The 24,512-nt window shown below is 44.3% G+C and carries 19 protein-coding genes and 1 tRNA gene; 7 read left to right on the top strand and 13 right to left on the bottom strand.

The genetic code is table 11. From position 1 onward, the window contains the following. Positions 1-43 precede the first annotated feature (43 nt). The 6 genes from ABIC84_RS11730 to ABIC84_RS11705 form a co-directional block, all read right to left on the bottom strand. Entirely contained in the window at positions 44-1,108 is a 1,065-nt protein-coding gene (locus tag ABIC84_RS11730) for a glycoside hydrolase family 43 protein (RefSeq protein WP_429263666.1), read from the bottom strand. Positions 1,109-1,280: 172 nt separating this feature from the next. Continuing rightward, positions 1,281-3,731, bottom strand: a complete 2,451-nt coding sequence (locus ABIC84_RS11725) for a glycosyl hydrolase family 95 catalytic domain-containing protein (protein ID WP_429263665.1) — start codon at positions 3,729-3,731, stop codon at positions 1,281-1,283. Positions 3,732-4,139: 408 nt separating this feature from the next. Next, positions 4,140-6,059 (bottom strand): RagB/SusD family nutrient uptake outer membrane protein, encoded by a 1,920-nt coding sequence (locus ABIC84_RS11720; RefSeq protein WP_429263664.1) that lies wholly within the window; start codon positions 6,057-6,059, stop codon positions 4,140-4,142. A 10-nt stretch (positions 6,060-6,069) separates the two neighbouring features. Further along, positions 6,070-9,132: a SusC/RagA family TonB-linked outer membrane protein gene (locus ABIC84_RS11715; RefSeq protein WP_426583500.1), complete on the bottom strand. Its 3,063-nt coding sequence runs from the start codon at positions 9,130-9,132 to the stop codon at positions 6,070-6,072. A gap of 474 nt (positions 9,133-9,606) precedes the next feature. Further along, positions 9,607-13,635: a hybrid sensor histidine kinase/response regulator transcription factor gene (locus tag ABIC84_RS11710; protein WP_429263663.1), complete on the bottom strand. Its 4,029-nt coding sequence runs from the start codon at positions 13,633-13,635 to the stop codon at positions 9,607-9,609. Between the two features lie 400 nt (positions 13,636-14,035). Next, positions 14,036-14,109, bottom strand: a tRNA-Ala gene (locus ABIC84_RS11705). Positions 14,110-14,880: 771 nt separating this feature from the next. On the opposite strand from ABIC84_RS11705, the gene ABIC84_RS11700 reads away from it, so the two are divergent. From ABIC84_RS11700 to ABIC84_RS11675, 6 genes are all read left to right on the top strand, one after another. Next, positions 14,881-16,092: an MFS transporter gene (locus tag ABIC84_RS11700; RefSeq protein ID WP_426583495.1), complete on the top strand. Its 1,212-nt coding sequence runs from the start codon at positions 14,881-14,883 to the stop codon at positions 16,090-16,092. 200 nt (positions 16,093-16,292) lie between these two features. After that, positions 16,293-16,469: a hypothetical protein gene (locus ABIC84_RS11695; RefSeq protein WP_167516293.1), complete on the top strand. Its 177-nt coding sequence runs from the start codon at positions 16,293-16,295 to the stop codon at positions 16,467-16,469. A 41-nt stretch (positions 16,470-16,510) separates the two neighbouring features. Continuing rightward, positions 16,511-16,639, top strand: coding sequence for a hypothetical protein (locus tag ABIC84_RS11690; protein WP_255485329.1), 129 nt, complete (start codon positions 16,511-16,513; stop codon positions 16,637-16,639). Between the two features lie 38 nt (positions 16,640-16,677). Further along, the gene (locus ABIC84_RS11685) at positions 16,678-16,842 is read left to right on the top strand and encodes a hypothetical protein (protein WP_158604167.1); all 165 of its coding nucleotides are present in this window, start codon (positions 16,678-16,680) and stop codon (positions 16,840-16,842) included. Between the two features lie 202 nt (positions 16,843-17,044). After that, positions 17,045-17,233: a hypothetical protein gene (locus tag ABIC84_RS11680; RefSeq protein ID WP_426583492.1), complete on the top strand. Its 189-nt coding sequence runs from the start codon at positions 17,045-17,047 to the stop codon at positions 17,231-17,233. Next, complete coding sequence (locus tag ABIC84_RS11675; protein ID WP_426583490.1) at positions 17,220-17,387, top strand: hypothetical protein; 168 nt, start codon at positions 17,220-17,222, stop codon at positions 17,385-17,387. The genes ABIC84_RS11680 and ABIC84_RS11675 overlap by 14 nt, the downstream gene beginning before the upstream one ends. Positions 17,388-17,478: 91 nt before the next feature. Here ABIC84_RS11675 and lpxB read toward each other — a convergent pair whose 3' ends face one another. The 5 genes from lpxB to ABIC84_RS11650 form a co-directional block, all read right to left on the bottom strand. Continuing rightward, positions 17,479-18,594, bottom strand: coding sequence for a lipid-A-disaccharide synthase (gene lpxB / locus ABIC84_RS11670; protein ID WP_426583488.1), 1,116 nt, complete (start codon positions 18,592-18,594; stop codon positions 17,479-17,481). Continuing rightward, positions 18,594-18,860: a hypothetical protein gene (locus ABIC84_RS11665; RefSeq protein ID WP_426583486.1), complete on the bottom strand. Its 267-nt coding sequence runs from the start codon at positions 18,858-18,860 to the stop codon at positions 18,594-18,596. The genes lpxB and ABIC84_RS11665 overlap by 1 nt, the downstream gene beginning before the upstream one ends. 2 nt (positions 18,861-18,862) lie before the next feature. Beyond that, the gene (surE, locus tag ABIC84_RS11660) at positions 18,863-19,636 is read right to left on the bottom strand and encodes a 5'/3'-nucleotidase SurE (protein ID WP_426583484.1); all 774 of its coding nucleotides are present in this window, start codon (positions 19,634-19,636) and stop codon (positions 18,863-18,865) included. A 109-nt stretch (positions 19,637-19,745) separates the two neighbouring features. Beyond that, the gene (locus ABIC84_RS11655; RefSeq protein WP_090532481.1) at positions 19,746-19,931 is read right to left on the bottom strand and encodes a CsbD family protein; all 186 of its coding nucleotides are present in this window, start codon (positions 19,929-19,931) and stop codon (positions 19,746-19,748) included. Positions 19,932-20,057: 126 nt separating this feature from the next. Continuing rightward, positions 20,058-21,068, bottom strand: coding sequence for a dipeptide epimerase (locus ABIC84_RS11650; protein WP_426583482.1), 1,011 nt, complete (start codon positions 21,066-21,068; stop codon positions 20,058-20,060). Between the two features lie 54 nt (positions 21,069-21,122). Between ABIC84_RS11650 and ABIC84_RS11645 the strand changes: the two genes are divergently transcribed. Further along, positions 21,123-22,112, top strand: coding sequence for a hypothetical protein (locus ABIC84_RS11645; RefSeq protein WP_429263662.1), 990 nt, complete (start codon positions 21,123-21,125; stop codon positions 22,110-22,112). Here ABIC84_RS11645 and ABIC84_RS11640 read toward each other — a convergent pair. Together ABIC84_RS11640 and ABIC84_RS11635 are read right to left on the bottom strand one after the other, a co-directional pair. Then, positions 22,081-22,710, bottom strand: a complete 630-nt coding sequence (locus ABIC84_RS11640) for a rhomboid family intramembrane serine protease (protein ID WP_330859341.1) — start codon at positions 22,708-22,710, stop codon at positions 22,081-22,083. The genes ABIC84_RS11645 and ABIC84_RS11640 overlap by 32 nt on opposite strands. Further along, positions 22,711-24,456, bottom strand: coding sequence for a M14 family zinc carboxypeptidase (locus ABIC84_RS11635; protein WP_429263661.1), 1,746 nt, complete (start codon positions 24,454-24,456; stop codon positions 22,711-22,713). Positions 24,457-24,512: the final 56 nt, after the last annotated feature.

Genomic DNA, 24,512 nt, shown 5'->3' with positions numbered 1-24,512 from the left:
AATTGATCCTCCTTTACGCTTCATCATATGGCTTATTCTAAATTTATTTTGATTTAAACGGGTCAATCAGGGCAATACTGCCATCTGAACGATGGTAAAGCGGCGTTACCTTAACATTTCTCAGGTGTGTTTTGCCGGAGATTTCCGTGTCGTGGTAAAACAGGTACCATTTTCCTTTAAACTCCACAATAGAATGGTGCGTGGTCCAGCCCTGCACCGGTTTCAAAAATATTCCTTTATAGCGGAAGGGGCCGAATGGCTTATCACTTGTAGCGTATGCCAGGTAATGCGTGTCGCCTGTAGAGTAGGTGAAATAGTATTTGTCTTTAAATTTATGCATCCAGGGCCCTTCAAAAAAACGCCTGTCATGGTCTTTTCCCAGCAGCGGACGCCCGCTCTCGTCCAGGATAATAACATCCTTCACCGGCCCCTCAAATTGCTTCATATCCGAACTTAGCCTGACCACTTTACAGTTGAGCGCCGGGGCATCGTCGTTCTGAAGGTCGGTTTTAGAACCGTTGGGCTGGTATTGGCCCGTGGCCCATTGCTGTAACTGACCTCCCCAGATACCGCCAAAATACATATAACTTTGGCCATCCGAATCTGTATATACCGCCGGATCGATACTAAAACTGCCTTCAATTGGCTGTGGTTCGGCTTTAAAAGGCCCGGCGGGATCTTTGGAAGTAGCGACGCCAATATGGAAAACATCTTGTTTATCCTTCACCGGAAAGTAAAGGTAATACACGCCATTTTTGTAAGCACAATCCGGCGCCCATAGCTGCCTTCCTGCCCAGGGGATATTTTTTATATCGAGGGCTACCCCGTGATCGGTTACAGGCCCGTCGATATGATCGAGCGAAAGGATATGATAATCCCTCATCGCGAAGTGATCGCCGCCGCCGTTGTCGGTTACGGCTGTGTCAATGTCATGAGAAGGGTAAATATAAATTTTACCATTGAAAACATGTGCGGAGGGATCTGCGGTATAAATCGATCTGATGAGGGGAGGAGATAAAAAGGTTTGTTTTGTTTGGGCGGCGGCCTGATGTACGGTGAAAATCGCCGCCATGAGTGTGCAGATAAGTTTAAATTGGGTTTGTTTCATCTTTGTTAATATTGTTTTCCAAAGGCAGCAGGCAGGGCATTATACTTCGATGTTTAATTTGACGGAGCTGGATAGCCCGGGTTGTCCGGCATTTTTTTATCATATCGCCGGCCAATTCCCTGTTATATGTTTATAGCGGGAAATTGCTACTACAACTCATCTTATTAATTACTCAAATAATGCGGTATGTTTTACCTGCCAGGGTTGGAAGATCATATAAATAACTTTTCGGGAGTTTTACGTTTAGATCTTTATCATTTTTTTTGATAATGGGTTGCGCGATGTCGGTGATACGATAGAATCGATTGCTGTTAACACCGTTTGCTTTTTTTAACATCCGGTTGTTCAGCAGTTCGTTAACACGCAGCCGGCAATTCCCGCCAAGGGCCGAATGTATAACGAGCTTTGTTAGGTGACGGCCTGACCATGCCAGGTCTATCTTGAATCCGCCACGGGCCATCAGCCCGTTTACACTGCCTTTATCCCAGTCGTCGGGCATAGCAGGCAGCAGATAGATTGCAGCATCATGGCTTTGCATCAACATTTCGGTGATCCCCGAAGTGCAGCCAAAATTGCCGTCAATCTGAAAGGGGGGATGTGCATCAAATAAATTGGGATATGTGCCGCCGGATCCGCTCATGACCGGTTTTATCTGGTCTTTGATTAGCTTGTAAGCGTGATTGCCATCCAATAACCGGGCCCACAAATTAATCTTCCAGGCCATTGACCAGCCGGTAGATACGTCACCACGGTATACCAATGAATTTTTGGCCGCGGCAAATAATTCCGGATGTATAAAAGGAGAGATCTGGTTTCCCGGGAAAAGTCCGTAAAGGTGAGATACGTGGCGGTGATTGTCGGTTGGCCGGTCAAAGTCGTCCAGCCACTCCTGCAATTGCCCGTACCGGCCCACCTGCATTGGCGGCAATTTTTCGCGCAGCGCTTTCAGCGAATCGGCAAATGTTTTGTCCGTATTCAGGTCTGCCGCAGCATATATAACATCTGTAAATAAGCCATATACCAATTGGTTATCCATCGTGGTCCCGGCAGAAACCGACACCTCATGGCTCCCGGTTATGTATTCGTGCTCGGGCGAAACGGACGGGCTTACGACCAGCCAGCCATGATCCGGTTCTTTTTGCAGCACATCAACGAAATAAGTAGCGGCACCTCTCATTACCGGGTAATATTGCTTCAGAAATTTTTTATCTCCTGTGAAAAGATAATGTTCCCACAGATGCTGGCACAGCCAGGCATTTGCGGTTGGCCATAAGCCCCAGAATGCGCCGTCGACTACACCGGTAATCCGCCAGATGTCTGTATTATGATGAAGCATCCAGCCCCTGGCCCTATACATCTGCCTGGCTGTCGCCTTACCGGTTACGGAAACATCTTTGATGAGGTTAAATAAAGGCGTGCCCAGCTCAGACAGCTGGGTGGCCTCCGCTGGCCAATAGTTCATTTCAGTATTGATATTGACGGTATACTTACTATCCCACGGGCCTTTCAGTTCCCCGTTCCATATGCCCTGGAGGTTGGCCGGTTGTGATCCCGGTTGTGACGAACAGATCAGCAGGTAACGCCCGAATTGAAAATACAGTTCGGCCAGTTGGGCGTCATTGTTACCTGCAAAGTTTTGTATCCGCACATCTGTGGGCAGCTTGATCGCGTTTGTCATGCCCAGGTCCAGTTTTATCCGGTTAAAGTACGATTGATAAAACCTGATATTAGATTGGCGCAGGGTATTAAACGATTTGGTACAGGCGGCCTGCATATCGTTGCGGGCCCGCCCAGGCGCGTTTCCTGACAGGTCGTGATAGTTGATGAAATTAGTGCCGATGGAGAGATAAATAGTCGCCGTGTCCGCATGAGCGATGGTCATCCCGGAAGTATCCGTTTGTATAGTACCCCCATGATTTTTTGCACGGGCGATCATGTTAAACCTAACCTGGCCTTTTTGATTTTCGTGATCGCTGCTTTTACCTGAAAGAACGATTTCCTGGTTAGCTGCGGTAAGCTCTTGTACAAGCGGGCTCTGGAGCCTTACCTTGCAATTGATCATTCCCGGTTTATCAGCACTCAGCCGTACCAGTAACACATGTTCTTTGAACGACGTAAAGTATTCCCGCTTATACTGAACACCTCCCGAGCTGTACCGTACTGTAGCTGTGGCATGTTCGATATCCAGGTCGCGGTAATAATTGCTGACGTCCGTTTGGCCGGGAAAATTGATATACAAATTTCCGGCGAGTTGATAGGGCATGCCGCTGTTGCCCTTCGGGCCGAGATATTTATTGGCAGCCGCCTGCGCCTCCAGATATTTTTTTTGCGCCAAAAGCACGCGTACTTCTTCAATATGAGGCTTAGCGGCCGAATCAATGTTGTTGTTGGGGGCGCCTCCCCAGATGGTAGATTCGTTGAGCTGGATGCGTTCCTGCTGTACGCCGCCAAAAACCATTCCGCCTATAAAACCATTCCCTATCGGCAGGGCCTCATTCCAGTTGGTGGCGGGCCTGGTGTACCATAGCCTATAACGCAGATCCCGAAGAGCGGATTGATTGTTTTGGCCCCAGGCGACGGCACAAAAAAGGCCTGCAATTATTGCTAAAAATATCTTTTTCAATTTTATCAGTTTAGTTATGACAGGGGTATACAAGCCCGTGCCGGTTTGCAAGTCAGTTTATCGGGTTATAGCGCAAGTCACTTTTTTAAGTATGGCTGCTTTTTTCTTACAATATATTGACTATTAGCCTTATGAACAATATTTTATCCCCGGATTAATTATCCCGATTGATTTTTGAACAAGCTCCGTTTTAAAGAAAACAGGGTTCGCTGAATAGGCCTGCGCAATACAATTGCGCAAATGTTAAACCGGAAAGCTGCATTAAGCTGTATAAATTGCCCCTCAAACACGAGAAAGATCATCGTATAATTTATGCAAATGCTGTGCGCTAAGCATTACCGACTGGAAGAAATTAAGAGGCTGTTCACAAATTGAACAGCCTCATTAAAAAATCATTATTTCTCCAGCTTAGTAGCCCGGGTTCTGGTAGGCAGCCTTATCAGCAGCGCTCATAACCAATGCATCTATCTGCCCCTGCGGAATAGGGCGAAGATAGAGATGTGAGTCGATGGAACGTGTAACTTTAACCGGCGTGTGGTCTCCAAAGGTGGTTCCTGCAATTGTAAAGGAAGCAGCAAGTTCCCCCCACTTTTGCGTCCGTACCAGATCGAACCAGCGGCCGCCTTCTGCATAAAATTCCCGGGAACGCTCCGCTAATACATAGTTCATGTCGATGATTGCGGGAGTAGCCGCCATCATAGCCTGGCTATCGTCTTCAATCTTTACTACATTACCATTATTATTGAAACGCCACTTTCCTGCGCGTGCCCGCAGCACGTTAACGAGTTCACGTGCGGATTTTCCGGGTTTAACAGCGGCGCCTTTAACTGCTGCCTCTGCTGCGATCAGGTATAGCTCCGAAAATTTTGCAATTGGATAGGGACGCGTACTACCGGCATTTGGCTGTCCCAAACCTGTGCCGTTATCTGTACGATAAGGCCCCAGTTTCCAGAGTCCCGGATAAATTATCCGGCTTATATCGCCAGGGTTGACCACCCAATCTGATCTACCTGGCAGTAATCCGGCACCAACATTCCCGTTTCCTTTGGCATACACTACGTTCGGATCGTCATTATCCAGGAACGAGAGTATCGCGCCCCCCTGTGCAACGGGCAAGCCGTTGGCGTTGGCTAAGGTCTGGGCCGTATTTCCGCCCTTTTGCCAGTTTCCGCGATATACGGTTGTGAAAGTTCCGTCATATCGTGAATCGTTTACTTTATCAGCGAAAGTGTTTTTCAGTACTTCAACAGTAGGGGCCATGCGAACCCAGGGCCGGCCTAAATGTTGATCTGCCTCACGCAGAACGGAGTTCACCCCGCCACTGATTATGTTGGGATAGTTCCAGGTCATCATCCAGCCGGCAAAGTTATCCGGAGCGCCGCCGCTTCCGTAGGTCAAACTCGAACCGTTATATTTTTCACTGCTTTGAGTATGGTCTGCATAAAGCACCATTTCGCTGTTACGGTCATTTGTTCCAACATTCACATCGTAAAATGTTGGCTGTAATTTGAACGGACCGGGATTATCAATCGCGGTGGTGGCGATATCGTAGGCGTTTTGAAAATACCACGCGGCGTCGTGTCCATTGGGATCTGTCCGGTTACTTGCGGGGTAGGTCGGGATACTATTGGGATTTTGCAACCACCATGCATAAGTTAAATAGGCTTTAGACAGGAAAAGGCGAGCTGCCGTTTTGGTCAGTCCGCCGGTTACCCGGCCGGTTTCCGGCAGATCATTGATCGCCTGCAGTAAATCCGGGAAAATCGCCTTTGTATAAACTTCGGGTACCGTATTACGCACTGAAGTCCTTGAAGGCGTGATATTAAATTTCAACGCTCCCGAACCCAGATCAAGCGGTACGCCGCCGTAGGACTGCACCAGCAAAAAATAATCAAATGCCCTGAAGAAGCGGGCCTCAGCAATCAGAGCGCTGGAAATCCCCACGGCACTGGCGTTTTCGATTACGCCGCTGGCAGTATTGATGTCTGTAAAAGACTCGCCCCATATGATACTGGTAGGATAACTGGTTGAAGATATGATACCGACGCCTGAGCAATCCAGATCTTTGAAGTTTCCGTCAGCGCTCTGGCCCCATGTAGCTTCATCGGTACCGGTAACACCCGAATTATAGTAATAAGCCTGCCCGTAAATATTACGCAGGTGCGCGTACATGGCTGTTAATCCCCCATTAACACCCTGTACCGTTTTAAAATATTCCGGGGTGAAGGAGGAACGCGGTTGTTCATCAAGCACTTTTTTACATCCCGTAGATAAGACCGTTAGCAAAAGCGTGGATTTTATGACGCTTTTTATCTTTAAAGTTTTCATGTTGATAATGTTAAAATGTCAAATTCAATCCAAGTACATAGTTCGTGGTCGAAGGGGCGTTGCTGCCGACTGTCAGGAATCTTCTTAGACTGTTTGACAGGGGCACCGCTGCGTTTTCATTACCATAAGAGTTTGGTTCAGGATCCATCCCGGATTCTTTGTGGTAAGGGGAGAAAAATACAAATGGATTTTGCACGGTGAAGTAAGTGCGCAGGCGCATGTTCGCGTGCTTTGAGAGCAGCTTGCTGAAATCATAGCCAAGTGTCATTGTCCGGATTTTGAGATAGGATGCATCAAAGTAACCGAGCGTACTGCCATATTTCGGATTATCGCCACTCAGGATGCCGCCTGGTTTCGGGTATTTTGCTCCTGTGTTATCAGGCGTCCAGTAATCTTCCTGAACGTTATTACTGCGGCCTGTCATCAGGTTCAGATAGCCACCTGAGCCGTACAGGCTACTGATGAGCGTGCCCCCTTTCTTAAAGGCACCTACAACACTAAAATCAAAGCCTTTATATGCCACACGCGTATTAAAGCCGCCTTCGAATTTAGGATCAACATCAATGATCTGACGATCGGCGGCCCCGATAGCCCTTGTTGGCTGACCGTTGGCGTCATAAGTACCGGTATACAACACTTTGATCATGCCCACATTTCCGCCCGGTTCGAGGGTGCTCAGGTAAGGGTCGCCAGACTGCCACAATCCTATTTTCTTGTAATCGTATATGGCGTTTATATTATGGCCTACGAACCAGGCGTTGCCCTCATCACGTGTCTGACCTGAAGCAAGTGCCACAAGTTTATTCCTGTTTCCATAGATATTAATACCCAAATCCCAGGTAAACCCGTTTTTATTGATGAGCGTACCATTTAAACTTAGCTCAAGCCCTTTGTTCTGAGTCCGCCCAACGTTTGCTGTATAGCTTCCAACCCCCGCGGTTGGAGGCAGTCCTACGCTCAATAAGATATCATTTGTATTTGTAACATAATATTCAACGGTACCTGATAAACGATGTTTAAACAAAGAAAAGTCTATTCCATAGTTCCATGTCTTGGAATATTCCCAACCTAAAGTTGGACTTGGAAGCTGTGTTACATAATAGCCCGTTGCATAGTTTGTGTCGCCGAAATTATACTGACGCGTACCCAAAGTACCTAATGTCTGATAAGCGTTTACTGCCTGGTTCGAGGTTTGCCCAAAGCCTGCACGCAGTTTCAGATTATCTATGACCGAAATGCCTTTCATGAAAGACTCGTTCATGATATTCCAGCCTGCTGAAACCGCAGGGTAAGTGTGCCATTTATGCCCTGGAGCTAACCGGGAAGAGGCATCCGAGCGAACGGTGGCAGACAGCAGGAAGCGGTCATCGTATGAATACATCACACGACCCATATAGGACATCAGGCCGCTCTGGCTGTAGTTGCCGTTGCCGATCGTGATCTCGCCGGTTGCTGCACCCAAATTATAAAACTGGAAAGCATCAGCTGGAATATCTTTGGCCGACATGCTGGAAGAATTGTACCTGGTTTGCTCGGTAGAATACAGGGCTACGACATTTATGTTATGCTTTTGGGCGAAAGTATGGTCGTAGGTGAGCAAATTTTCAACTGCCCAGTGATATTGGGCTGAGTTGCTTACGCCCGCTGTTGACGGCGTTGTAGGCGTGGCACTGCCAATCCCAACTCCGGTATAGTTGCCGTTGTTGCTTTGCACGTAATCCAGACCAAGGTTTACCCTGTATTTCAGGCCTTCTACCCACGGAATTTTTACTTCGCCATAAACGGAGTTGTATGTGGCGTAATTTCTTGTTTCGTTGAGCCATTGATCGTGGAGGTTATTGATGATGCCTTTGGTCAAAACGAAACTTTCAGACAGTGGCGTTTTAACCGTTCTTTTCAGGCTTCCGTCCGCATTATAGGGATTGGCAAGGGGCGAAAGTCCCAAAACACTGCCAACGCCAACCTGGCTGCCTTCCGTAAGGTTATAGTTATTGTTAGTGGTAAAGCCAACTTTAACGTATTTGCCTACATTCTGGTCCACTGATCCTCTCATGGAGTAGCGGGTATATTGCTGCGTGGGAATAAGGCCCTGATTTTTATAATAGCCGCCGCCGAAATTATATGTACCCGTTTGGCTGCCTCCGGAAACACCTACGTCATTACTGAAAACCATACCGCTTCTGTAAAAAAGCTTCTGCCAGTCGGTATTAACATCGTCCGCTTCGTCTACGGCGTTGGTATACAGGCCTGCCGCTTTACGTAGTTTTAAAAATTCGGGACCGGTCATCATCGGGTATCTGGCGAAAAGTTTTTGCTCCCCATAATAGGCGTTATAGGTAATTTTAGCGGCTCCTCCCACCTGGCCCCTATTCGTGGTAATAAGTACAACGCCGTTTGCTCCCCTCGAGCCGTAAATAGCTGTGGCGGAAGCGTCCTTGAGAATATCGATACTTTTAACGTCGTTAGGGTTAATATCACCAAGAGAGCCGGTAAAAGGGATACCGTCAAGTACGATCAAAGGATCATTGCTTGCAGTAAGCGACCGTTGGCCCCTGATCAGGATCTGCATCGTTGCACCTGGTTTTGTAGAAGTTTGAGAGACCTCTACGCCGGGCAACCTGCCTTGTATGGCCTGGCTGATATTAGGCGCGGGAATATCACGGATCCGTTCGCCGCTGATCGACGCGACTGAACCTGTTACAGCTTCCCGCCTTTGGCTACCATAGCCGATAACGATCACATCGTTAAGGCTGTTACTGCTTTGGCTAAGACGAATGGATAAATGTGTTTGCCCGTTAATCTGGATTTCCTGGTCGGCATAACCAATAAAAGTCACAATAAGCGCCTTCTCGGTTGTAGGGACAGTTATGGTGAAATTGCCGGCAACATCGGTAACAGATGTTGCTTTAGCTGTTTTGGCCCTAACGGTAGCGCCCGGTAAAGGCAGGCCCTTCTCATCGACTACGGTACCGTTTATTTTCCTGCCTTGCCCAAATGCTGTAAGGCTGGAAAGCAAAACCGCCAGCAGCAGCAAGAAAGGTTTCTTTTGAATAGTTTGTAATGATTTTTTCATAATTCAGGTTTAAAAAAATTGAAGTTTTTGTGCCATGGAGCAATTCGCCCAGGTTTGAGTTTAATATGCTTCCCGTCCGGGCCCCTAATCAGGTTTTTCATTTTATAGTTTGTTAAATCACAACGATAACTTTATTATGACCAGCTTCGCAATCGATTGCGAAATTGATGGTGACATAATGCGGACCTTAATCCGGACGATACAAATAAATCAGAATGTTTTTTTTAGTTTATAAATTGTATATGGCGGCAGGAATGCCCCCATTGCTATGCCGAAGATCATCGCTTTAAAGTGATTAGGGTAGGACAAATCGCAAAATTCGTGTTACATTTGTTCAACGATGCCATTATTGGTGATTTCTGCAGTGTTGTCGAATTACTTTGCCTCGAGAGTCTGACCACCTGAATATCCGAATGCAGCTTCCGATACATGCGCCATTGTGTAAAAAGATGGTAGCGGGGCCTATAGAACGCCTTAAATTGCAGGAGTGGCCTTGTTTTTAGATATATTCCTTTTGATGGTCAGATACTCCGACGGTAACATGCCGAAGCGTGTTTTAAAGATCCGCGAAAAATAGCTGGGTGTGCCGAAGCCTGTGATATAGGCGATCTGAGCTACATTATAATCACTGATTTCCAGCAACTGGGCTGCTTTGTCAAGTTTGACGTTGCGGATGTACTCCACCGGGGTTTGCCCGGTAATTTCCAGAAGTTTGTAATAAAGTGACCCCCGGCTCATGCCCACATGCCGGCTCAGTTCTTCAACTGACAACCCCGGCTCACTCAGTTGGTCTTCTATATATTTCATGACCGAATTTAAAAGCTTTACATCGGCCGACTCCATTTCAACCTGAGGGCTAACCATCTGTATTTGCCTGGAATATGTATCCTTTAGATTTTTGTTCAGGTCAAGAAGGTTATCGATCTTGGTTTGCAGGATTTGGAAATTGAAAGGCTTCGTAAGATAGTCATTAGCGCCTGTTTTGAGGCCTTTTAACTGATGCTCTTCCCCTGTTGTTGCCGTTAATAATATTACAGGGGTATGGCAGGTGCGCTTATCGGCTTTAATTTTTTTGCTCAACTCAATTCCATCCATGTGGGGCATGTTGATATCACTGACAACCAGGTTAACATGCGCGCCAAGTGTTTTTTGCCACCCTTCTTTACCGTGGGCCGCCTCAATAATATGATAGTATTTTTTCAGGTGATCCGACAAATAAGAGCGGAATTCGTCATTGTCCTCTACCAATAGTACGGTTGGCTTTAGTTCAGGGTTTTCACTGCCGGCCTGCCTGTCTTTAGCGTTTTCTCTATCAGAAACGGGAGGTGCTTCGGAGGTACCGGCTTCCACCGCAGCGGTGAGCGGAAGCCTTACTAAAAAGCTTGTTCCCTGTCCGGCTATACTTTCCGCCTGAATGGTGCCGCCGTGAAGTTCTACAAATTCCTTGGTTATGGAGAGGCCTATGCCGGTACCCTGGTTGACTATTGCACTGCTTTGGCGCGATTGATAAAAGCGTTCAAATATTTTTTCGAGATCATCGGCCTGTATACCAATTCCGGTATCAGTAACCTTAAGCAGCAAGCCTGTGCTCAACAACGAATTCTTTTCAGTCCGTGCGCTTACAGAAACCACCCCGCCGGCAGGGGTGAATTTAAATGCGTTAGACAACAAGTTGAAAATAACCCGCTCCAGTTTATCCGGGTCAAAGTAAGCCCGCACCTCTTCCTGTTGCACATCAACTTCCAGTGTAACCTGTTTTTTTAAAGCAAGATCCTGAAATGCTTCGCACGACTCGGTGATAAAAGACATAATCTCTCCCGCCGAAAGGCTGAGCTTCAACTTTTGCTCTTCCATTTTACGAAAGTCGAGCAACTGGTTGACCAGGTTGAGTAACCTGCGACCATTTCTATTGATCATTTTTAGATCCTCGATGTCATTCCCCGGAACAGATTTTTCAAGTAGTTTTTCGACCGGGGCCAGAATGAGCGATACCGGGGTTCGAAACTCGTGGCTTAGATCTGTTAAAAACTTTATTTTCAGCAAGTCCAGCTCATGCAAACGTTCAGCTTCCCGCCTTTCCTGTTCAATAAGCTGACTGACTTGAAGTTTCTCCTGGGCCTGCTCAAATTGCCTCCGGATCTTCTGAATACCGCGTCTCCTTATGAAAAACAAAGCCGATCCTAAAATAACCACGTAAGCAATATAGGCATAAACTGTTCGCCAGAACGGCGGCAATATAGTTATCCTGATCGTCGTCACCGGGTTATTCCAGTGGTTTTCATCTTTACTGGCCATCACCTCAAAACTGTATGTCCCGGGATCAATATTGGTATAGCTGGCTGTCCGAATATTTTGAACATAATTCCAGGCTTTATCAAAACCTTTTAGCCGGTAAGCATATAAATTCTGTTTAGGAGATGTATAATCCAGTGCCACATAGCCGATGGAAAAATTTTGGCCATATTTCAAAGTGACTTCTTTTGCGGTACTGATATGCTCATGAATCGGCGACTCATTTCCCGGATTTACTATCGCATTATCAACGGTTAAATTGCTTAGAATTACCCGTCCGGGACGAGAGACAACCGGCAATCTCGATGGATTAAAAAAATTAAAGCCGTCCTGACCTCCAAAATAAAGATTGCCGTCCCGGGTTTTAATTCCTGAGCCTGAAGAAAAAGCTCCTTGCTGTACGCCGTTTTCGTTAGTAAAATTGCGGAAAACCCTTCTTTTGTAATCAAACGAACTGATTCCGCGATCTGTGCTTAACCACAGGAAACCTTTATCGTCTTGCAAAATTGATTTTACGAAGGAATTAGCCAGGCCCTGATCTTCACCGTAAGAAATGAATTTTTTTTGATTTTCGTCAAAGTAGCTAATCCCCTGTTTGGTGCCAGACCAAACACTGCCGTCATTGGTTACAAATAAGTTCAGTACCACGTCGTCGGCCAGTGCCGAATTTTTTTTATTGTAATGCGTCCACTTTTGATGCTCAGTATCAAGCACTACGATTCCAGTTCCCATCGAAGCAATCCACATGCGCCCGTCCCGGCCCGGAATAACAGAAGAGATAAAACCGTTAACGGGTAAACTCCGGCTCTGGCCGCCGGCCCCGTTTTGACTTGTGAGATGTGAAAATGAATGGCTATTTTCATCATATATATCTATTCCCCGACCCAGTGTACCTATCCAAATTCTGCCACTCGCGTCGGCGTTAATGCAAGTAATATCATTGCTACAAATTCCATGACCATTGCCGTCAGCTGTATATTGTACATACCTATGAGTAGCGGTGTCGATTCGGAAAAGCCCGTTATGGTAAGTTCCCGCCCACAAGTTTCCTTTCCTGTCTATATAAAGTGATGTTACGGCCAGTGAGCTTCCGCGGCGTTTCAACTTACTTTGTATATCATACGAATGCAAAAGGCCTGTCTTTTTGTCGAGCAAAGCAATACCTGCGTCGGTCCCTACAAAAATGTCACCGCTGCTGCATTCCGCGAAAGCGGTTACAAGCGGCGATTTTAAACCGAGAGGATCGAAAGGGTCACTTTTCTTGTGATTGAAGAGTGCAAGATGAGGATCGTATTTTCCGATCCCTTCGGTAAAAGTTCCAACCCAATATATACCTGCAGGGTCAATAAATATGCTGCGTATGGAATTGCTTTTCAGGCTGCCCGCATTCCTGGGATCTGCGGTCAATTGCTGAAAAACCTCCAGTTGAGGATCGAATAAATTGACCCCACCCTCTGTTCCGATCCAGATCTTGCCGTCTTTAGCCAGGCACATCGTGAAAATTGCGTTATTGTCCAGGCTCAGGGACGATTGATTGCCAGAACGAAAAATTTCAAAATGCCCATCATCTGTCCACTTGTTCAGCCCGTCGTACGTACCAAACCAAATGCTGCCTTTTTTATCTTCAATGATTGCTTTAACCGTGTTATTACTTAATGCATACCTGTCCTGCTCATTGTGCGAAAACCTCTTGAATGAATTTGACGACCATTCATACACGTACAACCCGTAATTGGTACCAACCCACATCCGTTGTCGACTATCTTCGAACAAAGAGAGGACGACAAACGCGCCCGCGTCCTTTTTATCAGGTTCTGGAATCTTAACAGGCGTAATTCTGCCGGTTTTCGTATCAATTATCCGGAGATCTTCATAGGTGCCTACCCATAATTTGCCTTGGTGGTCCTGGCAAATAGCCCTGACAGATATGTCTGAAATTTCTTGCCAGGAACCGTCTCCCCTGAAACGTTCGAACCGATCAAACTTGCGGTCGTAATAAGAAAGCCCTCCTCCGCTGGCGCCAACCCATATCCGTCCGCTTTTATCTTCAAACATGGACAAGACTTCGTTGGAAGGAATACTATTACCAGATGCGCTATGCCTGTAAATAACGAAATTACTGCCATCGAATTTATTAAGCCCGTTTCCGGTTCCGAACCACATCAATCCAAACCGGTCTTTTATAATCGTATTTACTGTATTCGAGGACAATCCTTCTTTTATTGTAATAGATGTAAAGTTTATAGCAGCCTGTCCATAAATTTGAGATGGGACGCACAAAAAGAGCAGGCATGTCAATATATAACAGCTTTTAAACTTAAGCATGATTAAAATTTGATGAATAGTCACTCGTAGCAACCAATAAAGAATTCAGTAATTTATTTTAATTGGTGTTGTTTTGACAAATATAACCTGATTGATGCAAATATCCTTGTTAATTTATGACTATAGGGTATTTCCAGGTTTATTCCCAAAGTGTCCGTCTTTTATCAGGTAGCAACGGGTCTTATTCGGCATCGATTTTTGGATATCCCAGACTGTCTAAAACGTATGTGAAAAAAGAAAATCCGCCGATTTCATGCGAAACTCGGCGGATTTTGCGGAAAAGATGTGGAGAATATCGGAGTCGAACCGATGACCTCTTGCATGCCATGCAAGCGCTCTAGCCAGCTGAGCTAATCCCCCGCAGTGGGCTGCAAATATAGAATTTTGTGAATTAAAATGAAATTCTATTGTTATTTATTTTATCCGATCCTGTCTCAGCGCCTTTACTATCGGCTTGTTTAATTTAAACTTAAAATATACATGCACCTGGCTTGCCCCAAAATTGCTTCCGGGGAAGCAAAAGCTTATAAAAAAGTAAAGCCCCTGATGGGCAGGGGCCTTTACTAACCAATTATAAACCTAAATTATGAGAAGACTACTTTATGTATTGCGTTATTTTTAACACGGTGTAAAAGTAACACTAAGTTTTGATATTCTGAAAATATATTTTGTAATTGTTTTGTAAGTTTTATCAATTACATTGTCATCCGGTATCTTATTGTCAAAAATAAGAATAAAACATTATTAAATTACTAATTTTTTCAAATTATTTTATAATAATTACCACCTCGTTCATTTTCATCAAAAAAAGATGCGGTTTTATTTATAAAGTTTACAAAAATTTAATTTTAAATGATTTTTAAAGTAAAATTAGAATCTAAATCCCTATTAAAATTAAATTTTAAAGCATATCGTATGCTTAAAGCAAAACAATCGCCAGTTTTTCTTTAAAAAACTCCAAAATACCACAATTTTTTTGCCTTAATGCTGCTTTTAGCTCTTTAAAGAACGATTGTCTGCTAAAACAATTTATGTTCTAAACGCAGTTACATCCTAAAAATTACTTTACAAAGGTTTTTTTTTAAAGATGCTTTAACACTTTTGCAGCAAAAATATACTGCCTTTTAAAATATGTCATCAACACATACCGAAAAACAACATCCGCATCTTACGCCATTAACTTTATGGATCATGACCATAGCTACAGGTTTGGTGGTAGCCAACATATATTATAACCAACCATTACTGGCCGATATGGCGAATACTTTTGGCGTAAGCGATAAAAAAGCGCAGCAAATATCGCTTTTTACGCAAATTGGCTACGCTACAGGTTTATTATTTATAGTGCCATTGGCGGATATGCTTAAGCGTAAGCGTCTTATTTTAATTGATTTTGTGCTCATGATCATATCGTTAATAGCCAGCGCCATGGCGCCTTCCGTAACCATACTTATGATAGCGGGTTTTTTAGTGGGCGTATCATCGATTATTCCGCAATTGCTGATCCCAATGGCGGCCCACTTAGCCAAGCCATATGAGCGGGGTAAGAAGATTGGCTTTGTAATGAGCGGCTTATTAATCGGTATTTTACTGTCACGCACACTAAGCGGTTTTATAGGCGAGCATTTTGGCTGGCGAAGCATGTTTTATATAGCTGCAGGGTTAATGTTGCTCATCTGGTTCATGATATTTTTGTTTTTGCCCGAAATTGAACCCGATTATAAAGGCAATTATGGTAAATTGATGAAATCATTGATCCATTTAGTAAAAACCCAACCTAAATTAAGATTGGCAGCATTCAGAGGGGCTTTATGTTTCGCCGGTTTCAGCGCATTTTGGACAACGCTGGTATTCCTGTTAAAACAGCCTCAGTTTAATGAGGGCAGCGCCGCTGCGGGTATGTTTGGCCTTGTTGGCGCTTTCGGTGCGGTAGCCGTTGGCTTTATGGGTCGTCTGAGTGATAAAATGGACGCATACAAATTATCAATTTATACACTTTCGCTTATCCTGATCTCTTTTATTGTATTCTATTTTTCGAGCCATAGTATAATCGGGCTCATCATCGGGGTTATCCTTTTGGATATGGGTGTGCAGGCTACTCATATCTCTAACCAGTCTATTATTTTCGCATTGATCCCGGAAGCCCGCAATCGTATCAATACAGTGTACATGGTGTCTTATTTTATAGGCGGGGCTTTAGGCACGTTCTTCGCCAGCTTAGTTTGGAAAAACTATGAGTGGAACGGAGTGTGTGCTATTGGAGCTGCCTTATCAGTAATAGTGATCATAGTGCATTTGTTAAACTACAAAAAATCGTCCGCTACTGCTACTGATGTTCGGTAACGTATGCCTGTTTATCTGCTTTGAATAGTTGTCGGCGTTGAATTGATCAAAAAAAGTAAAAATTTCTTCTAAAAAAATACCCCTGTATTACAGCCATTTACATCGTATTGTAAAATAAATCTGATTTTTTAATGACTTTTTTTGCTCTCCGATAAAAGTTTGGCATTGATTTAGATCAGTACTTATCAAACGCAGTTGTTATGAAAGCAAAAGACAAAGCGGTTAAACCTGAAGAAGAGAAAGAGTGGGAAAACCCAGTGGAACCGACAAAAACTTCAGACCCACGCGATGAGGAGCAAATATTAAGGCAATATAAAGAAGCAAAACGCCGCCATGATAACCTCACCGAAAACGGAAACGAAAAAAAGAAAGACTAAAACGGAGACATTAAAATATTAAAAACATCAAAACCTACAACATGAAAACGCAAAAACAAACATCAACCACCAAACTAATAGCAAGCTTTGATAACGCACTTAAAAACATCATCATGAGCGACTTGAAAGCTATCAAAACTAAAACGCCTTATTTAACGCCGGCAGCTTAAACTAAATATAAACTACATCACCTACACTACATCTACCTATGAAAGCATATAAACCAACACCCGCAATAACTAAATTACTTGCACGCTTTGATGCCGAATTATTGGAGCTGTTGAGGGAAGATCTGAAAAACTACAGGGCTAAAACCCAATTTATGAGCAACAACAAGCAGGTAGCAGCACAGCAAACGCTGTCTGCCGCTTGATCAACATATATACATCTACCTATCGAGTACTAACATCACCTATGAAAACGTGGAGCCCTGCAAAAAACAGGGCTCTATTTTTTTTAGTAAAGCCGGGCAAGCTTAATGCTATCTTTGTATAATGTTAAATAACAATATATTAACCCTTTGGTCACCTAAAGGAAATGTCTGACACGGTTATTTGGGATCAAGCATCGGGCGAATGACCAATGCGGTTAAACATCATATTGCACCATCTACGCATAGTACCGTTAACCAGGTGATGAACAAACCGGTTACGGTCATATTGATCCTGCACGAGCAGGAGCTAAAGACTGATTGTCTGTATGGTGTATTGTTATCTGTAAAATTATATACTCTACATAAATACAAACATTATGGACCAGGTTAATTATCCCATAGTAATAATTGTAGTTATTGCAGTTATTATTTTGCTGGTTTGGATCATCAGGCGGAACCAGAAAGACGAAAAAAAGCTGGAACAGGACATCATCCAATCCGAACTAAAACCAGAAGAAAATAATGATAAGGAAATAGAATCCTGAGAAGTTGAAGTGTCATTGGTAGCCCGTCGAAGCATGGTGAGTTGGGCCTCTGCTCGCGACCCTTCGACATACTCAGCATGATAGCCGTTTTCTACTTGTTATCGATAGCGTATTTAACAATCAACCCGGCTGTTTTGGCTGATGCCCCCGGTTGTCCCATTCGCACATCAAGCTCGTCATAATTATTGAGCATGTTTTGGCGATAGGTTACATCATTGACAATCAGTTTTAACTCTTCACTTATCTTGTTAGCCGTACACTCTTCCTGGATCAACTCCTTCACTACCGCTTTGTCCATGATCAGGTTAACCAGCGATATAAATTTAAGTTTAACCAGCATGCGCGCTATGGCGATGGTTAATTTCCCGCCTTTATACACCACTACCTGCGGCACATTAAACAGCGCGGTTTCAAGTGTCGCGGTGCCGGAAGCTACAAGAGCTACATGGGCATGATTCAGCAGATCATAAGTGCCGTTGAATACAACGGGGATCTCGGCCCCGTTTAAGTAAGGCGCATAATAATCAGCCTGAAAAGCCGGTGCACCGGCAATTACAAACTGGTATTCAGGAAAGTTAGCCGAAGCCCGGATCATATCGGGCAGCAGTCTGCTGATTTCCTGTTTGCGGCTGCCGGGTAACAGTGCTATAATTTTTTTTACACCAAGTTTATTTTTTTGCAGGAAATCAGGGTCAGGATTAAACGCCGAAACCGCATCAAGTAAAGGGTTGCCTACGTAATCAACATCCATTCCCCACTCTTTATAAAATGCCACCTCAAAAGGCAATATGCAAAATAGGTGGTCAACAATGCGTTTGATTTTTAACACCCGCTTCTGGTTCCAGGCCCAAACTTTGGGCGAAATATAGTAGTTAACCGGTATGCCGTTAGCTTTGGCGTATTCGGCTATTTTGAGGTTAAAGCCGGGAAAATCTATCAGGATCAATACGTCGGGGTGGTAAGCCGAGATATCCTGCTTGCACGATCGCATGTTTTTAAGAATAGTTTGCAGGTTGGCAACCACTTCAACAAAGCCCATAAAAGCCATATCGGCATAATGCTTTACCAGTGTGCCGCCCTCGGCCTGCATCAGGTCGCCGCCAAAAAAGCGAAACTCAGCATCAGGGTCAAGCGATTTGAGCGCTTTCATCAAATTAGCCCCGTGCAAATCGCCCGAAGCTTCGCCGGCTACCAGGTAATATTTCATTATAAGGATTGCAATTTAAAAATAAATATGGCCAGCATAAACAACAGTGAGATCATAGCAATGCCGTTTCCCGTTTTATCGGCCCCCTTGCCATAAAAGTAACGAATGATAAACAGATTGATGGCAAAAGCGACAAAGTAAGGGATCCCCGGCTTGTGCATGAAAAACAGTTGATTTTTAAGCAGAAATCCAAAAACAAACAGGCTAACGCCTGGCAGTATAGCGCCAATGAGCAGCCCTAAGGATACGTCGTTTTTGTTTAGCATGATTACAGGTTGAATTTCCAGTTGTTTAAGTAAGGGATAACGTGGTGTGCAGTCATATCAAACTGCACCGGCACAACCGAAGCGTAACCCTGTTCCAAAGCCCACACATCGGTATCCTCGCCGCCATCATTTAATTGAAAAACGCCGGTAAGCCAGTAATAAGGCCTTTTATGCGGATCCATGCGTTCATCAAATTCTTCGGCCCATTTGGCTGCCGCCTGCCTGCAAATTTTAATGCCTTTAATGTGTTTTGTATTCGGGAAGTTTACATTTAACAAACTGGCTTGTGGTAAACCATGGGCTAAAACCTGTAAAGCAAGTTCTTTTACAAACTTGATGCAAGGCTCAAAATCGGCTTGCAAAGTATAATCATCTAACGAAAAACCTATCGACGGGATACCCTCAATGGCTCCCTCAACCGCCGCCGACATCGTGCCCGAATACAGCACATTGATAGAGTTATTAAGGCCATGGTTAATGCCCGAAACACAAAGATCAGGCTTTTTACCTTTAAAGATCTTGTTAACAGCCAGCTTTACGCAATCAACCGGAGTGCCCGAGCAGCGGTACATTTCAATGCCCTCGTAAATGTCAACCTGGTCAAGCCGTAAAGGTTTGCCGATGGTAATGGCATGCCCCATACCCGATTGCGGACTATCCGGGGCAACAACTACAACACGGCCAATTTCGGCCATAGCATCCATCAGGGCTTTGATACCCGGAGCGGTAATGCCATCGTCATTTACAACAAGTATGGTTGGCTTGGTAACTTTCATTGGGCAAAGTTAACAATCCTCAACAATGTAGCTGGTAATAATAGTTTTGGATGGTCATTGGATAAAACTATTCCAATAAAAAAGCCCCGTTTCCGGAGCTTTTAGCATCTTATAAACTGTTTATCCACTTTACCAGTTCATCGCGGGTTTTGCCCGTTTTTTGCTGAAGTTTGCCAAGTGTTTCATCATCTTTGCCTTCCTGCCAGGCAAGGTCATCGTCGGTAAGATCGCCATAGGCTTGTTTTATTTTGCCTTTCAACTCATTCCATCCGCCTTTAATTTCTAATTTATCCATGATGTTTTTTATTTAGATGTATCAGAATAACGGACGAGAGGCAAAGATGGTTTGAAGAATATTGGATTTGTAAAGAAGCTAAAAGCAGAATGCTAAAAGCTGAAAGCCGCGACCTGCTTAGATTGCTTAAAACCTCAACCCCAAACCTGCATCCTCATTCAGAATATATTTACCATCATTAAATTCTGGCATCAGATACGGATTATTGCTTACCAAAAAAGGACCATCAAGATCTACCCAATCAGCTTGCGGGGCAATGGCTAAACCTGCTAAAGCGGCACAGCTGGTTTCTGTCATACAGCCAATCATGATCTTCAGGTTAAGCTCACGGGCTTTATCTATCATCTGTTTGGCTTCATACAACCCTGCAGATTTCATGAGTTTAATATTGATACCGGTATAAACACCTTTGGCCTTTTCCACATCCTCAAAACGCTGAACGGCTTCATCGCCAATGATAGGAATAGGACTGTGCTCGGTGAGCCAGGCATTGCTGTCGGGATCAGTTTTGAGCATGGGTTGTTCTATCAATTGTACGCGTTGCTCGTGCAGCCAGTAGGTCATGTCAAGGCTTTGTTGCAGATCTGTCCAGCCCTGGTTGGCATCTACGTAAAGCGGCACATCAGTTACCGAACGGATAGTATTAATCAATTCTTTATCGGTATCGCGGCCAAGTTTAACCTTAATCACTTTAAACCCTTCTGCCTCTTTTACCTTTTTGATGATCATTTCGGGCGTATCAATGCCTATCGTGAAACTGGTAACTGGCATCAGCGCAGGGTTGCTGCCGAGCAGTTGCCAGCAGGGCTGGTTTTTCAATTTGCCGTCCAGATCATGCAACGCAATATCAAGAGCTGCTTTAATGGCCGGATTACCAGGAGCAATGCTATCGAGGTAATTGATGATCGCTCCAAAATCAAAAGGGTAACTAAACCGGTCAATATCAACCTTGCTTAAAAATTCGGTGGCACTTTGATGGCTTTCGCCCATATAAGGCACCATTGAAGCTTCGCCGTAACCGGTTTTACCTTCGTGGTTGATCTGCACCAGCATAACCGGGGTAGAGGTACGCGAAAATTTGGCTATCGTAAAAGCATGCTTCAGCTGAAGCTCGTAGGGTTGATATGTCAGTTCCATGTTAAAAACCAAAGCTAAAATTTTAGTACGAAAATCGTGCTTATCTTTGCGGCCATGCCGGCACAAATTTATTCACCGTTCACCAATTTCAATTTCAGCAACAATAAATGTTTCCTTACGGGGCAAAACCTTAATTCGCCCGAGGAGCAGATCCAGGTATTTCCGCAATGGCTCATGAGCCGTTATGAGCTGGAAGATAAGCCTTTTAAGTTGCTCGACGAAAGCATGGCGACTTACAAAGACCTGAAACTGCCCTGCACAGCCGAAGTTAACGAACGCTATCTTGAACCGCTCGAAAACGAAATTGCTGCTGCTTTTGATACCGGTTATGAAGCTGTAAAGGTGCTTGATGAGGATAAACTGTTTTTGTGGGCGGGCAAATTGCTGTACGGAATTATTTTTAACGAGATTCAGGCCGGCATCAAACTCCAACACTCGCAGGGCGAGGAGTTTAACATATCGCAATCCATTATCCACAAGTTCAATAACCTACACATGATGCTGCAAAGTATCAATCTGCCGGTTGAGTTTGATGGCTTTAAGCCGTATAGCCGGGTATTGTTTAAGGTTGATAATGCTGAAAACGTTTTTGGCTATCGCGATGAGATCAATACGCTTACCTTTTCATTAAGGATAAAAGATTTTGGCCTGATCCTTTGCCTGCAGGATAACGGCGCCAACGCCCGCTATCATAAAGAAGCTTTGGATAAAATTGCAGATCACACTCTGCATCCTATCCAGTTTGAAGAGTTGAACGCCCGCTTCTTTTATTCGGCTTATTTATTTAACCGGCTGCCCGAGTACGATATTTTCCATATTGGTGACACCATATCCTTAGAAGCCCTGCCCCTGCGCGGCACCAGCAGCAAACCACTGTTTGACGACTGGATGAACAAAACCTACGGACAGGTACTGGAAAACTTTTGGAAAAATTGGGGGTTCCTGCTGTTAGAGATTATCAAGAACCCCGAAAAACCTATGAGCTTTTTATTTAATGCTGACGGGGAGTTTATCAATGGCCAAGATTTGAAACTGCCATTGTAATCTGCTGCCAAAAATCGGGCAAAATTTCATGGTGAAATATAATGGTGATCATTAAGCCGCTCAGTGCGCCATAAAAGTGTGCATCATGGTTGATCTGATCGCGCGAATATTTTGATGCGAAGTGGCAATACACTAAATATAATACGCCAAATATCACTGCCGGGATAGGAATTGGTATAGGCAATATCATCATTTGAGCTAGCGGGTTATATAATATAGCACTAAAAATAACCGCGCTTACCGCACCCGACGCACCCAAACTATAATAACTGTAATGATCTTTGTGTTTGAGCACAGTAGGCATGTCGCTTAAAATTAAGCTTACAGTGTACAATATGGCAAATTGAACGTGGCCTAATAACGGCTCAAGCCCAAAAGCAAAAAAGTAAAACGACAGCATATTGAAAAACAAATGCATCCAGTCGCGGTGAATAAGTCCGCTGGTAATGATGGTATGAATATCCTTTCCGCGTGAAACTGTGTAAGGGTGCAGCATCATGCGGCCATAAAGGTTATTGTTTGAAAAAGCTAAAAGTGAAGTAATAATTGTTATTGCGAAAATAGCACAGGCCACCGGGGCCGTTTGTAAATATTCCATTTATTTAAGGTCGAGTTTGGTATTAGTTAATAATCTGCCTACCGGGTAGCGCATAAAAGTTTTTTCAAAGTAAGGCGAATTGCGGTAAACAAAGAACAATTGCGCACCAGCATTATTGGCCAGCTGTGGGTCTTTCGCTTTGGCATCGTCCAGTTTTTGTCTAATCGATGGATCCTTTTTTAGCAGATCAGCAGCTATATCTTCAAAAACATAGTCCGAAAAATACTCTTTTTCGCCCAGCACCGAATCAAAAAAGTTCCATGCAAAAAATGAGTCGACACCCTGCGGTTCCAGCGTTTCCACGATATAACGGTTTATCGGCTGATTAGTATATACTACATAGTCGCCGGTATAAAATTTAACCGGCATATCCACCGGGTTAAGTTTTACGCCGGTATGCAGGTAATGGCCCTCAAATGGCCGGGCCGGTGTTTTTAAATCGGTTATGTAATACATTTGCAAGTTAAGCGTGGTATCATGGGCCAGTTGTTTCATCTGCACCCCGTTCAGCTTAAACAGGTCAATCACCTTACCCCATGCCTGCGGAATTACATAGGCAACAGGCTTATCGGCAGTGGCGGTAACTTTATAGGTGTTGTAATATTTGATGGTTTTGGTGTAGGGCTTATCACGGTCATAATATAGCCTCGGCAATCCGCTCACGCCGCTGGTTTTATAGCCTGCCTCATAACCTTTAAAAGTAATAGTATCAACCTTACTTTTATCAACCATCCAGCCTAACGCAAACGTTTTTTGATTGGTTACCTGCTCATCGGCCTCGCGTTTCAACTCTCCTATCAGTTTGGCATCGCGCTGGTTAATTTCAATAAGGTGCTGCATAAAATCGTAAGTGGCATACACGCGCTTATCAAAAGGCTTCAGCATATGTGTTTCGGTAATATAGCTAATGATGTTATGCTGGGCCGTAAAGCCGGTAGCAAAGCGCGGGGTTTCTAAAAAACTAACGATACCCGAATCAGGAAGCCCTTCTTCACCGGCGCCGTAAGGGATCATTTCGTACCCGCTCTTTTTCATTTTGCTGTACAGGTACGGTGTAAGTGTTTTGGTGGTATAATCAGCCAGGATGGGGTTTTGCTTTTCTTTTTGTGTTTCAATGAGCGTCATCACATACTGATAATCGGCGCCATCGCTGGTATGATTATCTAAAAAGATCTCGGGTTTCCAGGTAGTGAGGATCTGTGTAAAAGCCAAAGCGTTGCGGCTATCAGCCTTAATAAAATCACGGTTAAGGTCGAGATTGCGATAATTACCCCTAAAGCCGTAAGCCGATGGACCGTTCTGACTTACACGGCTCAGGCCACGGTTAAGATTGCCGTCAATATTATAAAGTGCAATCAGGCATATCACCACATCTTTTGGCAACGTGTTGTTTTTAAGCAGATCTCGCACCAGCATCATGCTTGCATCAATGCCCTCCGGCTCGCCAGGGTGGATGCCGTTGTTGATAAGCAATACCCTTTTGTTTTGTTTTTTGATCACAGCCGGATCAAACACCTTATCTTTTGAAAGCACTACAAGTGTTAAGGGTTTACCCACATCGGTTGTGCCGTAATTGATAAGCTTCATTTGCTGCGGGTATAGCTTGTTAAGCTTTTGATAGTAATCAATTACCTGGACGTAGGTGGCTGTATAATTTTTATCCTTACTTAGTTCAAAAGGAGTAAGCTGAGCTTTGGCAGAGAGGGTAATAAAACAGGTGATAAGGGCAGCGAAAACTATCTTCATAAGTAAATACGTTGTTCAAATATAGCTTAAGAATGCCAATTAGATATGCGGCACAC

Source organism: Mucilaginibacter sp. 3215, assembly GCF_050433785.1.
Lineage (GTDB): Bacteria > Bacteroidota > Bacteroidia > Sphingobacteriales > Sphingobacteriaceae > Mucilaginibacter.
The sequence above is the reverse complement of the archived record's forward strand: the minus strand, read 5'-3'. Positions and strand labels throughout refer to the sequence as shown.